14 protein-coding genes are annotated in these 14,971 nt (G+C 47.5%); all 14 read right to left on the bottom strand.

What is annotated here, in order from left to right:
• Positions 1-96: 96 nt before the first annotated feature.
• On the bottom strand, positions 97-1,791 hold the full coding sequence (locus AC58PQ_RS16775) for a phospho-sugar mutase (RefSeq protein WP_497243387.1): 1,695 nt from the start codon (positions 1,789-1,791) through the stop codon (positions 97-99).
• A gap of 33 nt (positions 1,792-1,824) precedes the next feature.
• A complete protein-coding gene (gene fabZ / locus AC58PQ_RS16770; protein ID WP_477592454.1) occupies positions 1,825-2,253 on the bottom strand; it encodes a 3-hydroxyacyl-ACP dehydratase FabZ in 429 nt (142 codons plus the stop codon).
• A gap of 167 nt (positions 2,254-2,420) precedes the next feature.
• The gene (locus AC58PQ_RS16765) at positions 2,421-2,939 is read right to left on the bottom strand and encodes a CDP-alcohol phosphatidyltransferase family protein (RefSeq protein ID WP_497243385.1); all 519 of its coding nucleotides are present in this window, start codon (positions 2,937-2,939) and stop codon (positions 2,421-2,423) included.
• A gap of 109 nt (positions 2,940-3,048) precedes the next feature.
• Positions 3,049-3,270, bottom strand: a complete 222-nt coding sequence (locus tag AC58PQ_RS16760) for a DNA-directed RNA polymerase subunit beta (RefSeq protein ID WP_477592456.1) — start codon at positions 3,268-3,270, stop codon at positions 3,049-3,051.
• A gap of 24 nt (positions 3,271-3,294) precedes the next feature.
• Entirely contained in the window at positions 3,295-4,161 is an 867-nt protein-coding gene (locus tag AC58PQ_RS16755; protein WP_497243383.1) for a flagellar hook-basal body protein, read from the bottom strand.
• Positions 4,162-4,185: 24 nt separating this feature from the next.
• Positions 4,186-5,079: a flagellar hook-basal body protein gene (locus tag AC58PQ_RS16750; RefSeq protein ID WP_497243381.1), complete on the bottom strand. Its 894-nt coding sequence runs from the start codon at positions 5,077-5,079 to the stop codon at positions 4,186-4,188.
• A 28-nt stretch (positions 5,080-5,107) separates the two neighbouring features.
• Positions 5,108-6,106, bottom strand: a complete 999-nt coding sequence (locus AC58PQ_RS16745) for a rod shape-determining protein (RefSeq protein WP_497243379.1) — start codon at positions 6,104-6,106, stop codon at positions 5,108-5,110.
• 174 nt (positions 6,107-6,280) lie between these two features.
• A complete protein-coding gene (gene spoIIID / locus AC58PQ_RS16740) occupies positions 6,281-6,571 on the bottom strand; it encodes a sporulation transcriptional regulator SpoIIID (RefSeq protein WP_057313422.1) in 291 nt (96 codons plus the stop codon).
• 302 nt (positions 6,572-6,873) lie between these two features.
• Positions 6,874-7,611 (bottom strand): peptidoglycan DD-metalloendopeptidase family protein, encoded by a 738-nt coding sequence (locus tag AC58PQ_RS16735; RefSeq protein ID WP_497243377.1) that lies wholly within the window; start codon positions 7,609-7,611, stop codon positions 6,874-6,876.
• 82 nt (positions 7,612-7,693) lie between these two features.
• A complete protein-coding gene (spoIID, locus tag AC58PQ_RS16730; protein WP_497243375.1) occupies positions 7,694-8,743 on the bottom strand; it encodes a stage II sporulation protein D in 1,050 nt (349 codons plus the stop codon).
• A 202-nt stretch (positions 8,744-8,945) separates the two neighbouring features.
• A complete protein-coding gene (murA, locus tag AC58PQ_RS16725) occupies positions 8,946-10,265 on the bottom strand; it encodes a UDP-N-acetylglucosamine 1-carboxyvinyltransferase (RefSeq protein WP_497243373.1) in 1,320 nt (439 codons plus the stop codon).
• A gap of 199 nt (positions 10,266-10,464) precedes the next feature.
• A complete protein-coding gene (locus tag AC58PQ_RS16720) occupies positions 10,465-10,725 on the bottom strand; it encodes a DUF1146 domain-containing protein (protein WP_497243371.1) in 261 nt (86 codons plus the stop codon).
• A gap of 19 nt (positions 10,726-10,744) precedes the next feature.
• On the bottom strand, positions 10,745-13,279 hold the full coding sequence (locus AC58PQ_RS16715; RefSeq protein ID WP_497243369.1) for a S8 family serine peptidase: 2,535 nt from the start codon (positions 13,277-13,279) through the stop codon (positions 10,745-10,747).
• Between the two features lie 187 nt (positions 13,280-13,466).
• Positions 13,467-14,945: an NADH-quinone oxidoreductase subunit N gene (locus AC58PQ_RS16710; RefSeq protein WP_497243523.1), complete on the bottom strand. Its 1,479-nt coding sequence runs from the start codon at positions 14,943-14,945 to the stop codon at positions 13,467-13,469.
• Positions 14,946-14,971 lie beyond the last annotated feature (26 nt).

Below are 14,971 nucleotides of genomic sequence, written 5' to 3'. Positions count from 1 at the left end.
AAATACGCCCAATGCATGGTGGATTTCATATCCAGCCATCCATTAGACGATCTATCCCTCACTTAGGTTCTGAAGAGGTTTTGTATACCTATTTCACTATCCGTCTACTCGATTAAGTACGTATTGAATGATACCATCTAGCTGCTGCGCGGCTTCAGGCCCTGTTGACCCTTGCACAGCAAAATAAAATTTAATTTTCGGCTCCGTACCCGATGGGCGCAAGCAGAACCATGAACCGTCCTCTAATATGAACTTCAGTACGTTCTCGCGAGGTAAGCCCTGGATCCCTTGTGCATAGTCCAGGACGGAGCTTACACGTGTACCGTTGATCTCTGCTGGCGGATTCGTTCTCCAAGCTTCCATCATGCGGCCAATTTTTTCCACGCCGTCTTTCCCTTTGAGTGTTCTTGATTCCAGTTTTTCCAAAAAGAAACCAAAGGATTCGTACAGCTCCTGCAGTACCTCATATAGGGTCTTGCCTTGTTTCTTATAATAAGCCGCAGCTTCCGCGATTAACATAGCTGCGATGACCGCATCCTTGTCCCTTGCATAGCTGCCAGCTAGGTAGCCGTAGCTCTCTTCATAGCCAAACAGGTACGTATACTCGCCTGTTTGTTCGAATTGCGACATCTTTTCACCGATATACTTAAAGCCCGTTAACGTATTCAGTGTTGGGATGCCGTAATGGTTAGCTATAACTGCGCCCATCTCGCTGGTCACGATCGTCTTGATCACAACGCCGTTCGCAGGAAGTGTTCCACGCTCTTTCATACTCCCCAATAAATAGTTCACAATAATCGCACCGGATTGATTACCCGTTAATACGACATATTCACCATTCGCATCCTTCACGACAGCACCCATGCGGTCTGCATCCGGATCGGTTCCGATAATAATATCGGCATCCCATTCCTTTGCTTGTGCGATTGCTAGCGTGAATGCTTCACGCTCTTCCGGATTAGGCGATTTTACTGTGGAAAATTGTGCATCCGGCAGTTCTTGCTCGGCAACAACGCGCACTTGCTCGAAGCCTACGGCCTTCAACACCTCGCGTACAGGTATATTCCCTGCGCCGTGCAACGGCGTAAAAATCACACGGAAATCATCGCTGATTTCCTTAATGACGTCAGGATTTTGACTAACAGCCGTAACCGCTTGTATGTAAGCCTGATCGACATCCTCACCTAACCAAGCTAGCAGCCCTTGCGCTTCCGCATCTTGCTGAGACAGCTTCTTCACTTTATCAAAGGTATCGATACTTTGTACGTGAGCAATGACTTGCTCTGCAAATTCAGGAACAAGCTGTCCGCCGTCTGCACCGTACACTTTATATCCATTATATTCAGGTGGATTGTGGCTCGCTGTGACAACAACACCCGCAGTCGCGCCTAAGTATCTGACGGCAAATGAAAGTTCAGGTGTCGCATGCAACGTCTTGAACAGATACGCTTTAATCCCGTTACCTGCGAAAACAAGCGCAGATTCTAACGCGAACTCAGGTGACATATGACGGGAATCATATGCTAGAACAATAGCAGGGTTAGCTGCGCCTGTTCCGTTCACGTATTGCGCTAAGCCTTGGCTAGCACGTCCCACGGTGTACACATTGATACGATTCGTTCCCGCGCCAATGACCCCACGCAGACCGCCTGTCCCAAATTCAAGATCTTTATAAAAGCGATCCTCGATTTCTCTCTCATCTTCCCGAATAGCTTGAAGTTCTTTCTTCGTTTGCTCATCGACAGCTGGATCTTGGAGCCATAGTTGATACTCTGTTTGTACACGCGTCATCGTTGTTAGGTTCATCTCCTTTATATGTATGGGCTATTTATTAGCAAGGGCGAACATGAGCTCACCTTCGACTACCACTTTGTCGCCAACCTTCGCGATAGCTTGACCTTTAACAATGGTGCCTTTAACCCGTGTGATGGTCATTTCTAGCGTAAGTGTATCTCCAGGCACAACCTGTTGACGCCAGCGAATACCGTCTGCGCCAGCAAACAAACCAATTTTGCCTTTATATTCAGGCATCGACAATACCGCTACAGCACCAACTTGTGCTAAAGCTTCAACAATTAAAACACCTGGCATGACGGGATAACCAGGAAAGTGCCCAGCGAAGAAGGGTTCATTGATCGTAACATTTTTAATTCCTACAGCTCGAACCCCTTCTTCTACTTCCAAAATGCGGTCAACCAGCAAAAAAGGCGGGCGGTGAGGAATGATCTCTTGAATTTGATTAATATCTAGCATCGTGCGTTCGTGCTCCTTTCGAATACTTGTATAAAATACAAGGGAATTACTTACAATAGGGAGGTCCCTTCATATCCTGCAGAAGTGAAGGTTCATATAAGGGGAGCTTATGTAACGGTCTGTATGACAGACCCCTACATAGGCTCTTTTTCTTGTGCCTGTGATGGTTATTTCGCTCTATCCCCTCGATTTAGTAGAAGGAACTGAAAAATATAAATAAATGATGTTAAGAAGGAAACCCCTATAACATACCATAAATACGAGATGGCGAAGGAAAACTCAAACACAATGAAGAGGATGGCGAAATAGTAGAGAACGGTCGTTAGCTTGCCCATAACATTCGCTGGAACGGTCAACTTGCCTCTGAAATGAAAGAAGGCGGAGCCAATAATCATACTTGCGTCACGTATAAACATGGCCACTGCGGCCTGCCAAGGAATCATCTCTGAGATGAGTAGGGAGAGGATGACCGCAATCATCATACACTTGTCTGCTAGCGGGTCTAGCATGACACCCATGGGGGTGATCAGCTTACGTGTTCTAGCGATATAGCCATCTAAGATATCCGTTAATCCAGCAACGAGTAGAATGATGAAAGAAGTTCGGATATGGCCGTTAAAAAAAAGCACGAGGTACACGGGGATTAGTACAAACCTGCTGATCGTGAGCATGTTCGGTATATTCAAGGTACTCCTCCTGTGCCTAGGATCCGATATATCGATAAATGGTAGATAAAGCCTTTCTACATTATACCGCTGCGAACGCAAAAATAAAACTCCCATGCGGGAGTTCGAATTAATTAGCAAAAACGAGATCGTACAAATGCTTCCACGTGCTGATATGTAAGATTTCTGATGATGGCTGATCCCCAAGCTTCGTATAGCCCACCCATAAACCTATATAGATAGCTAACACAGCGAGTACGGGAATTCGTATAATTTTGAAAATAAGCCAAGTGATTCTCTGCCATTTCGGCCTTGGCTGCTTCTTCTTAACTGGTGCAGGGTTATCTGCCATCGAGCCTACCCTTCCTTTCTACGATCAACCACGTAAATTGTTGGCTATGTTCATCATCTGGTCGGAAGATGTGATAGCCCGGGAATTCAGCTGAAGCGCTCGTTGCACAATAACCAGGTCTGTCATTTCATCCGAGAGTGTCACATTCGATTGCTCCAAAAAGCCCTGCATCAAGCTAACGCGTGTTGCCTCTGTCGCGGCTACGCCATTCACATCTTGCAAGATGTTGGCCTTCTCCCCCGCTGTAATCCCCGCTGGAAGCGTATAAAGGTTATCCCCTACATCTTGAAGCAACTGCGGACGTACCACACGAACGAGCTTGATTTGCCCTAATGTCACAGGCGCAGCTGCTGGATCCTGTTCATTATAGCCTTGAATCAAACCATCTTTCCCTACAGCTGGCCGAAAGCCAACCGGTACATGAATGGGATTGCCGTCCGTTCCTGAAATGAAGTGGCCTTCTTTGGTCGTTAGTACCGTCCCACCTTGACCATCTGGCGTTAAGCTGAATGCCCCGTTACGTGTCCATGCCGGCTGAAAGACTTGATTCCCGTTCTCGTCCACTTTGTTGACAGAAACTTCAAACAAGCCATCACCTTGAATGGCGAAGTCGGTTAGCAGACCTGTCGGTTGGATCGGTCCCTGTGCCAAATTCGTCTGAATTTGCACAAGCCTCGAACCCCACCCTTGGTTAAAGCCTAATGGCGAGAACCGCCCTTGCTGACGGAACCCCTCGGGCTGTGTTTGAACATTCGTCAACACATCCTCGAAGGAGGCTTCTTTCTTCTTGAAGCCGTTGGTATTCACATTTGCTATGTTGTTGGAGAGAATATCCAGCTTTTGCTGTAAGCTGTGCATGGATACCGATGAGTTAATCATGGAATTGTTCATGGCTGGCCCCTTCGCAAGCTAGATTTAGACGCGTCCTACTTCGTTTACTGCTTTGTCCATACTTTTATCATACGACTGAATGACCTTCTGATTCGCTTCATAGGCACGCAGCGCCGACATCATATCTACCATCGATTGCGCGGAATCCACGTTCGAACGCTCAATAAAGCCCTGACGAACTTCAACTTGGTCGCCTGGTGCTACTTGCGTGATCGTCGCTTCATCCCCCGGATTAATGCGTAATAATCCATTTCCCTCACGCAGTAACAGATTCGGATTCTCTGCACGTGAAAGCATCAAGCCGATCGGCGCACCTGCCGCATCCACGATCGGACGACCTTCGCTGTCCATGAACTCGCCTCTGTTTGTTACTTTAAAGGACGTGATCGGTTGACCTGTCCCATCCAACAGCACCAAGGGTTGTCCATCTCGGCCCAACACTTGTTCACCATTGGCATTTACAAGCTGACCTGCTGCATCGACAGTGAACTTCCCGTTCAAGGAGTACCGCTGCTCGCCATTCGGATTTAGCACTGTAAATAAAGCCTGAGGCTGAAACGTACGCTCTCCGTCTTCATTCACGTACTTCCCTGTGGCATCAAACGTCACGCCAGGCAGTTGAATGTTGGATACAAGCGCGAAGTCGAAGGGGTTGTTCGTCTCTTGCAGATCTCCCTGTGAATGAACAGAGATACTCTCCTCGGAGAACACCCCTAAGCTCATCTTCCCAAGCGGCGCTGGAGAGGCAGCTTGTCCACCGCGAATCGTAGAGATGAGCATTTCTGGAAACGAACGCGATAAGGCATTCCCCTGTTTAAAGCCGGGGGAATTCAAGTTGGCAATGTTATTCGTTATGGTATCGTGTCTGCGTTGCTCAGAAATCATCCCTGCCGCCGCGGTATACAGTCCTCTTAACATCTAGTCACCTCTTAGGTAGTATATTCAACTAAAATTTACGTTTGGATACTTTATCTAAATTATCCAGCATAATCCCCGTGCCTTTAACAACACAGGACATTGGATCTTCTGCAATTAATACAGGCACTTTCAACTCATCTGCAAGCAATTGGTCAAGACCATGCAGCAATGCGCCGCCGCCTGTCAGAATGACACCACGGTCAATAATATCCGCAGATAACTCAGGAGGTGTCCGCTCAAGTACGCTCTTCGCCGCTGTGACGATGGAGGAAACCGGATCCCATAGCGCTTCTTGTACCTCGCTGGAGTGGATCGTAATGGTCAATGGAAGTCCAGATACCATATCTCTTCCGCGAATATCCATCTCTTGATCCCGCCCATGTGGATATACCGTTCCAATTTTCAACTTAATAGCTTCGCTTGTCCGTTCACCGATAAGCAGCTTGTACTTATTTTTGATGTACTTCATGATCGCTGTATCGAACTTATCGCCAGCAATCTTGATGGAAGAGGAGGTGACGATGTCGCCCATGGATAACACGGCAACATCCGTCGTCCCTCCACCAATATCAACAACCATGTTACCGCTAGGCTGGAAGATGTCCATACCGGCACCAATTGCTGCCGCCTTCGGTTCTTCTTCCATGAATACCTCTCGAGCACCGCTGCGCTCAGCTGCTTCGCGAATCGCTTTCTGCTCAACTGAGGTAATGTTAGTAGGGGCGCAGATCAGTATTCTCGGGTGAGAATACCAATTCTTGCCCCCTATTTTCGCGATGAAATGCTTCAACATCATTTCCGTAATATCAAAATCCGCAATAACTCCGTCCTTAAGCGGACGAATCGCAATGATGTTACCAGGTGTTCTACCTACCATGCGGAAGGCTTCTTCACCAACAGCCAACACGCGTTTCGTATCGCTTTCAATCGCAACTACAGATGGCTCATCAAGCACAACTCCGCGACCTTTTACATGAATAAGCACATTTGCCGTGCCGAGATCTATTCCAATATCCTTGCTGAACATTTCTAATTAATCCTCCCTAAACCTACCGTCCATCCCGTGAAGAATCGGCGCTCGTATATACTGTTCTAATTATAAGCTAAATTCGTTATAAATGCATGTTTTCCTCTTTTTCCGTGAAATTTCGACACGCCCAGTTATAGGAAACACAGGAAACATCTCGGGATGAAGGGTATCTTAGGACTTAACCGTCACCAAGACTTCGGAAAGCTTAGGATTACGGGTCTTACGATACTTAATTTTCGTCGCTTCTCCTCCCCTAAGGTGCCGAATGGACTTGTGATACTCCAAAATGTGCTTCACCTGATTGGCCAGGTCTGGGTTGATTTCCGGTAGTCTTTCCGTCAAATCCTTATGCACCGTGCTTTTGGAAACGCCGAATTCCTTAGCAATGGTGCGAACCGTATTCTTGGTCTCGACGATACAGGTACCAATCTTAATGGTTCGCTCTTTGATGTAATCGTGCACTCCCCTCGCCTCCCTACTCGAGATAGTTTGGTAAAGTATATGAGGGGCATGACTAGATATTCTACGTAATCAAGCCTGACAAGCTCATTTCCCATATTTATTTTCAAAATAATGGAGCAATTTGGGCTTTAGCCGCTTATACGGGTCCAAATTGGACGAAATAAACGGCTACGCCGTCCTTTTTGGACGGGAGCGTTTATCAAGAAATATAGCCAACTTATTATGTGAAACATATAAATTTCTATATTTTGAAAAATAGGAAAAAGCAGCAGGTATGTACCCGCTGCCTTTCACTGTATATCTTACTGCTTCACGTTCAAGAGGCTTTCCGGGTTAACGGCTGCATTGTCGCTAACTTGGCGCACTTCAAAGTGTAAGTGGACGCCATCTTCCTTCTCGAAATCGTTGCGGCCTGCTTTGGCGATGATGTCGCCTTTCTTCACTTCTGCACCTTTGGTTACCTTCACTTCTGATAAGCTTTGGTAAATACTGATCAAGCCGTTGCTGTGTGTAATTTCAACCAAATCGCCCACAACAGGATTCTTCTCAACTTGCGTTACTTTACCACCCAGTGCCGCTAGAACATCGAAAGCTGCACCATCTTTGGCTTTCAAGTCAATAGCAGTGTGTGGGGTCAATTGATCATTATAGTCGATCAAAGCCGCTGCCTTCACGTCATTCGATGCATTCGTGTCGTAGTAGAGATTACCTACTTCGACAGCCGCTCTGTCTTTGACAGGCCATTGCATCGCTTCAGCTGTTCCGTTAACCGCGACAGCCCCATCATGTGGTGCTCTCGGATTATCGGTTTGTTCTGTACTGCTAACCTCAATACCCAGTTCTTCTTGGCTGACTGTTTTCGTTCCTGCTCCCTGGTACACCCACATTAAGGTTAAGATAATTGCTGCTGCTGCCACATACGTCGCTGGGAATACCCATTTCTTAGCAAGCAATCTCTTCCATGCAGATGTTGGACCTTGTGCTCCTTGAACAGTTTTAGGAGCTTCTTCTTTCTGAAAACCTTTGTTATTATCACTCATGGTTATCACCTCATCAACCATTCTTGACACATTCCAAGGTTTTATACTTGCAGAAAGATATTTTTATAGAAACGATACAAGTTTAAGATTTGTGGAGAAAAGAGGCTGCATTTTCGATAGAGATGCCCGTGTAATAGTAGGTTACGATCTCCTCCGCGGTTTTCCCTTCCTTCGCCATGCCGTTGGCGCCCCATTGACTGAGACCTACACCGTGGCCGAAGCCGTACGTGGTAATCGTAATTTGAGAGCCTGCCCATTTCCAAGCAAATTGAGAGGATGCTAGACCTAGCTTCTCTCTCACCTCGCGTCCTGAGAAAACCTTGCCGCCTATCGTCATACTTTTTATCCGATGCCCAGTAGACCAAGAGAGTACCTTCATGCCTTTGGCGCTCGTATCCGTCGTCGCAATGCTCGTTACACCTAGCTTCTGAAGCATCGTCTTGTAGCTGATCGTGACACTTTCTTGATAGCGAGAGGAAAGATTGATATCCCACGGACTAGGCACGCTGCGCAAATAAGGGCTTTTGAAAGGCCAGTACTCTTCTGAATTCTCGGTATAACCATTACTTGTTGAGAAAAAAGTCGCGTTGATTGGTTCATGTCCGTAGGTCAGTATTTTATCCTTAGTCTCATTGACAGCTCTATCAATCTTGGCCATATTCGTTTCATATTTGGACTTGTCCCACTTCGCTCTGAGTTCTTGATCCGTTAGATAGGCCTGATGTGCTGTCGTATCCGTCACAAGTGCGTCACTCACCGGCATATTGCTATAATCCTTCTCTATGACTCTACGCACGACGTACGTTCTGGCTGCCAGCGCTTGCGCCTTGAGTGCCTCTAGCTCGAAATCAACGGGCATTTCGGCAGCTAGCACACCTCGCACATATTGCTCTAGTGGAACGGTTTGCACGGTTGCCTGTTTCGTCAAATACACGGGAATCATCAGCCCTTGTTCAGCACTTGTCTCTTGAAGTCCTGCACCTTCGATAGGGGTGGGTGGCCCAACATCGCCAGTTGGAATCTTCTTGACTAGCAATCCAGGGACGATGATAGTGACACACAACATGGAAGATAAGCAAACAGTCATCCACAGGATGACCCCTTTTCTGAGCACACGTTTCTTTTTGAACATATGTCTGAGCAGCCTCCATAAGCGCGTTTACTAGCAGGAATTTTGGTATGTCTTAGCTTATGAGAGGGGTTGCTAGAATAGAACTTGGAGGAGGTCGGTTAGGTGTTGATAGGCTGTGTGATTATAAGAGGAAAGGCATCCACTCCTATTGAGGAGGGAAAAAAAAGAACCACCAGGGCAACTCCCCGATGGTTCCTCACAATTACGCTAGCGTTGGCTGGATATTGAAAAACCCAAGCTCCGCTACTTCCTGCTCGATTTCTTGTGGGACCGGGCGATAAATATCGGCGCCTAGTTCACGCAGCACGTCCGTGATATCGACATAACCACGATCGATATGGTGAATACCTGTGATCTCAGTTTCACCCTCAGCCGCTAATGCCGCGAGAATGAGCGCCGCACCAGCACGCAGGTCTGTTGCACAAACCTTCGCACCGCGAAGCTTTGAGTTACCACTGACGATAGCTGTCCGTCCGTCCACTTTAATGTTAGCGTTCATATTCGCGAATTCATCCACGTGCATAAACCGGTTCTCGAACACGGTCTCGGTAACGAGACTCGTTCCGTCAGCCACCATCAGCAACGCCATCATTTGCGACTGCATATCGGTCGGGAAGCCGGGATACGGCAATGTTTTCACGTCTACCGCGCGCAGCGGACCTGTAGCCCGAACGCGAATGCCGTTCTCATCTTCTTCGATCGTAACGCCCATTTCCTGCATTTTGGAAATGACAGGGCGAAGGTGGTCTCCGATCGCGCCTTCCATATACAGCTCACTGCCCGTAATAGCTGCAGCGATCATGTACGTACCGGCCTCTACACGATCCGGAATCACCGTATGTACACAGCCGCGAAGCTTCTCGACACCCTCAATGCGGATAACGCCCGTTCCCGCACCGCGGATCACAGCGCCCATCGCATTCAAATAATTGGCCAAATCAACAATTTCCGGCTCTTTAGCCGCATTTTCAATTGTTGTTGTACCTTCCGCAAGCGTTGCGGCCATCATAATGTTCTCGGTTGCGCCTACGCTGGCGACATCCAAATAAATTTTGGCACCCTTCAGGCGCCCTTTCACTTTTGCTTCGATATAGCCTTGACCCAGTTCAATATCGGCACCCATCGCTTCAAAGCCTTTGAGATGCTGGTCAATCGGTCTTGTGCCAATCGCACAACCGCCTGGAAGCGATATTCTCGCTTGACCCAACCTAGCTAACAAAGGACCCATTACGAGGAAAGAGGCTCTCATTTTACGGACTAGATCATAGGAAGCTTCACAAGTATTAATTTGCGCAGCCTTCACTCGAATCGTTTGACGATTATATTCGACTTCAATCCCCAAACTTTGCAACACTTTATTAATGACTAGTACATCGTCAAGGGGAGGCGCATCATGGATGACGCTTTCACCTTCCGACCCCAAAATGGAAGCCGCAATAATCGGCAGTACCGCATTCTTTGCTCCGTTGATTTTCACATTGCCAGCTAGCTTTCGGCCACCGCGGACGATAATTTTGCTCATCATGGTCCCTCCGCGCACTTATTTTAAAAGACAGGTTTTGCACATTTCCTAAGTTTATCATTTGGAGCTACATAGATACAACTGTGTTCTATTGGCAGTCAGAGATTGCCCTACATAGAGTTCGTAACCTATTGCGATTTTCATTCCGTGCTATTATCCATTGTTGACAACAAACTTCTTCATTATTCGGGAAATCACATTAAAACATCTTACTAAAGCTCATGGAGAGACCTAAATACTGAATGAAAAAGCCCGCAACCAGCTGCCCAAGTCCAATCGAAAGCAAAATTTGCAGCATAATCGCTTGTGCGCCTTTGGGCCTTCGCAGCAAAACATCAAAGCGGAACGCTTGCAGCGACCACCAGGCTAAACCGATGCAAAGAATATAGACCGCTATACTGGCCATATTCATATACGACGCATATTGCGCCACTTCACTCCATTTGTCCGTCTCGCTCATAGGTCACTCCTCTTCGATATTATCGATTTACGACTTTGGCCAGCAATGTCACAAATTCAGCCCGTGTTGCCTGATCTTCTGGATGAAAGGTCCCGTCGGGGAAACCGCTGATCCAGTTATCGGCCGACATTTGTTTCAGAATACCCACACCCCAGTAGGATTCACTCACATCGCTAAAAGGTGTATTTCCTCGTAGCTTCCCCGTCATATTCATGCTGCGCGCGAGCATTTGCGCCATTTCCATGCGGGTCAGCTTGCCATCCGGGTCAAAGGTGCCATCCGGGTAACCGTCTACGATCGACGCTTGAACCGTTTTGGCAATGTCCGCATAGGCCCAATGTGAAGCAGCTACGTCGCTAAACCGTAATTCCTTGCGTTTCGTTAAACGCAAAGCATGTGACAGCACGGTAGCCGCTTCGGCCCTTGTTATCGACTGATTTGGAGCAAAACGATAGTTCCCATATCCGCTAATCATGCCTTGCTCGGTGAGTTGGCTAATGGCATCCTGTGCCCAATGTCCTGCAATGTCAACGTACCCGCTGACAAGCCCATAACTATTCAACTGCAAGCGATACATCTGACTCATGAACCACTGGTTCGCCTGGAGCTTAATATAATACGTTCCTTCGGGCAAAGGCTTCTCGAAACCCAGCTGACTCGAGCCACTCTCACTACGATAGGTGCCTTGCTCCTGCAAGGAATTGTTATACAAGGTGGCATATAAGGTACGTGATGTTGGAATATTCGTTAATCTCACTTGAGCCAAGCTATCTGATGTCAATCGGAATTCAAACCAATCGACGTCTTCATTTTTGTTAAAAACACCCTCATACCCAGCATTCATCGCCGCAAATGTAGCTTGATACGATTTATCATTCGGCTCATTAGGGTCAATTAATTTGGGCGTATACTCAATCTCTAACGTGTATTCACCCGTAATCGGTCCGGCATAATCCTTCACATTACTAACGCGAATATAATATTGCCCAGGAAGTACTTCCATCTGCGAGCTAACCTCGATACCACCATCGCCAGCTTGATCAATCGTCGCCCCCTTCTCCCCTTCTTTCTGGAAAAGAAGCATGGGATCGATCCGCCCCGTATCAGTGGAAAGTCTGAGGCGCATCGTGCCAGAGTGTTCAAGCGTTAGTGCAAACCAATCGAGATCGCCTTTTTCATGAAAAGTACCTCGCAGGGTCTGACTGCGCTCTGGCAACGTATACGCTTTGTACTGCTTATCATTATCCTCAAAAGGATCCGTATAAATAACAAAGTCCGTCCTCAACGTGTAATTCAGCACGGTTTTACGTGTACGGTCCACATTCTCCAACTGGACATAGGTGCGCCCTTTGGTCACTGCTACTGTAAACGGCTGATTTCCTCCAGTAGCACCACTAGCCGCGACAAAGCTTTGCCCAGAATCGAAATTCACACGAATACCCGCACCATCTTCGGGCTGTACCTCTAATTGAATATACCCGTCGTACGCAGCATCAATCGCATACCAGTCCTGATCTTGCCCTGAGCTAAGGTTCACTTTCACCATCGTATGACTCGGTAGTGACGCTGCCTGATTTGCTAAATCATTCGGCTCAAAACGATCTTGCTTATACGGCTCGGTCATTGCCTTCTCGATGTTCAATAAGCCGTAACCTGTCTTGGTGTCCCACCCTTTGGTCATCAAGTCCTGCGTTGTTTGTTCGATCTGCGATCTTACTTGATACGCCGTCATCGCCGGGTATTTACCCCAGACCAATGCTGCAGCTGCTGCCACTTGAGGAGCGGCCATCGAGCTTCCATCTTGGTACTGATACCCCCCTCCAAGCGCTGTCGTGTATACGTCCCAAGGCGCCATGACATCGAGCTCTGGGCCGTAATTCGATCGTGGATCAGCCAGTTTATCGGGACTTACGCCACCTACAGAAAGCACCGTTGGATAAGCCGCGGGGTATTTCACACTCGTACTTTCATTACCAACAGCAGCGACGAGTAATACATTACGATCCTCCGCATACTTCACAACACCTGCCAGGTAGTCTGAATATTTGTTCAACCCTAAGGAAAGCACAACGATTTTCGCCCCGTGATCGACTGCATATTTAATGCCTTCACCTAACTTGGCTTCGCCGCCTGTTCCATCTGCTTCTAGCGCCTTAATCGGCATAATCTTGGCATTGGGAGCGATTCCCGCAATACCTTTATCATTATTAATCGCAGCGGCAATCAAGCCAGCTACGTTGGTTCCATGTCCATTATCATCAAAAGGCTTCTTAGAAGCCTGCAACAAGTTCACACCATCCACTAAATTACCAATTAAATCTGGATGTCCAAGGTCAACCCCTGTATCAACAACAGCGACTACGATCGGTGAACGAGAGTCCCCTGCCACCGCCCATGCTTGATCAACGCGAATCATATCTAGATAGGTTTGCTTCACCCTCATGGGATCCGAAGACACCGCATAAGCAGCCTTTACGTTGGTCACAAACCCTGTTAGTCCTAGGACAAGCAACATCATCAGTATCATGGGGCCTACGTATCGAAAACATTTCATCACATCAGGTCCTTTATCCCAAATTGAATCTCTTCTGTCTTTTACTTATATATCTATACCACAATAAACATCTTCTCGATACCTATAACGGTTTAACTTCGCAAAAAGTTCAGATCTTAGGAAATATTTTTTGAAAGAAAAAGGCCCTCCCTACTTTTTGAGTAGGAAGGGCCTTGCTGTAACGCTTTTACATAATGATAAAATCCTTCGTCAAGGTAAAGATGCTCTCAATGGCTTTCAGCACCAAGTGCGGTACCACGCCAAGCGCCACGCTAATGAGGGCACATAACCAAACCGTTATGCCTAAGGGTACGGACACTTTGATGGCGGCAGGCTCATAATCGCTGCGCATGAACATTTGGCGCACAATGCTGAAATAGTAGTAGAACGAAACAACGCTGGTTGCGATCATTAAGGCCCCAAGCCAGTATTGCTGCGTCTGCATCGTGCCTAAGATAATGTAGAGCTTACCGAAGAATCCGCCTGAGATAGGAATACCAGCTAAGGAAAGGATCAACAATACCATGGCTACAGCCGTTAAAGGTGCGCGATAGTACAAACCTGCGAAGCCTTTGGCCTCGGTATGTCCCTCAGCCTGTTCGATAATCATCAGCACGGCGAAAGCGCCAATGTTCATAAACATATACGCGATTAAGTAGAATATGAATTCCGAGAAATTGGCATAATGCGTGGCCGAGAAATACGTTCCGATCGGAACGAGCAGATAACCAGCATTTGCTATACCCGAATAGGCGAGTAGCCTTTTCATATTCGTTTGTTTCAGCGCTATGAAATTCCCCACAACCATCGCGATGGCTGCCATAACAGAAATCGCTAGGAACACATCGGACTGTAATTTGCTTTCTTCGAAGCTGCTAAATCCGAACAAAACATAGAATACACGGAACAAGATGGCGAAGCCAGCAGCTTTGGACACGACAGCTAAGAATGCGGTAACCGGTGTCGGCGCGCCCTCGTATACATCCGGTGCCCAGCTGTGGAAAGGCGCAGCCGCGATCTTGAAGCCAAAGCCTGCCAGCAGCAGGAAAAAGGCGACATAGAGCAGTGGCTCATACGACGCTACCAACGTCGGGAGGGCTGCACCAATCTCTTGCAGATTCACGGAGCCGACCATTCCGTACAGGAAGGACATGCCGTACAGGATGATCGCGGACGAAATACCGCCCATAACCAAGTACTTGAATGCTCCCTCATTGGACTTGCTGTCTCTCTTCTTCATGGCGACCATTAAGTAAGAGGTGATACTGAGCAGCTCTAATCCTACGTAGAGGGTAATCAAATCACCCGAGGATGACATGATCATGGCCCCTAACGCAGCAGGCAAATAGAAGTAATAATACTCCCCGACATGTGGGATGCTATCCTCTTTTACGAAGCCTAAGCTCATAAAGACGATAAGTCCCGTACCGACGAGGGTACATAATTTAAGTAAGTTCGAGAAATCGTCGACGCGATAGCTTTGATTCAGGAGCTGAATCGCCTCTTCCGGATTCAGCTGCAGGACTACGAACACGGCGGAAATCGCGATACCGACTAATGTTAACCATCCGATAATCGAACGACTGAAACGGTTCGGCAGAACCAAATCCAAGAGAGATAGGATGATCGCGGTAGCAACCAGCGCAAGCTCAGGGAGCAGATGCATCAAATCAGCAGCATGGAGTCTAATCT

The sequence above is a fragment of the Paenibacillus sp. J22P143 genome (assembly GCF_059692035.1).
This window is presented reverse-complemented; position numbering and strand designations above follow the sequence as displayed.

Excerpts from the sequence above, each read along its gene's own strand:
- AC58PQ_RS16775 (WP_497243387.1), bottom strand. The coding sequence starts at position 1,791 with ATGACGCGTGTACAAACAGAGTATCAACTATGGCTCCAAGATCCAGCT.
- fabZ (WP_477592454.1), bottom strand. The coding sequence starts at position 2,253 with ATGCTAGATATTAATCAAATTCAAGAGATCATTCCTCACCGCCCGCCT.
- AC58PQ_RS16760 (WP_477592456.1), bottom strand. The coding sequence starts at position 3,270 with ATGGCAGATAACCCTGCACCAGTTAAGAAGAAGCAGCCAAGGCCGAAA.
- AC58PQ_RS16755 (WP_497243383.1), bottom strand. The coding sequence starts at position 4,161 with ATGAACAATTCCATGATTAACTCATCGGTATCCATGCACAGCTTACAG.
- AC58PQ_RS16750 (WP_497243381.1), bottom strand. The coding sequence starts at position 5,079 with ATGTTAAGAGGACTGTATACCGCGGCGGCAGGGATGATTTCTGAGCAA.
- AC58PQ_RS16745 (WP_497243379.1), bottom strand. The coding sequence starts at position 6,106 with ATGTTCAGCAAGGATATTGGAATAGATCTCGGCACGGCAAATGTGCTT.
- AC58PQ_RS16735 (WP_497243377.1), bottom strand. The coding sequence starts at position 7,611 with ATGAGTGATAATAACAAAGGTTTTCAGAAAGAAGAAGCTCCTAAAACT.
- spoIID (WP_497243375.1), bottom strand. The coding sequence starts at position 8,743 with ATGTTCAAAAAGAAACGTGTGCTCAGAAAAGGGGTCATCCTGTGGATG.
- murA (WP_497243373.1), bottom strand. The coding sequence starts at position 10,265 with ATGAGCAAAATTATCGTCCGCGGTGGCCGAAAGCTAGCTGGCAATGTG.
- AC58PQ_RS16720 (WP_497243371.1), bottom strand. The coding sequence starts at position 10,725 with ATGAGCGAGACGGACAAATGGAGTGAAGTGGCGCAATATGCGTCGTAT.
- AC58PQ_RS16715 (WP_497243369.1), bottom strand. The coding sequence starts at position 13,279 with ATGAAATGTTTTCGATACGTAGGCCCCATGATACTGATGATGTTGCTT.
- AC58PQ_RS16710 (WP_497243523.1), bottom strand. The coding sequence starts at position 14,945 with ATGCATCTGCTCCCTGAGCTTGCGCTGGTTGCTACCGCGATCATCCTA.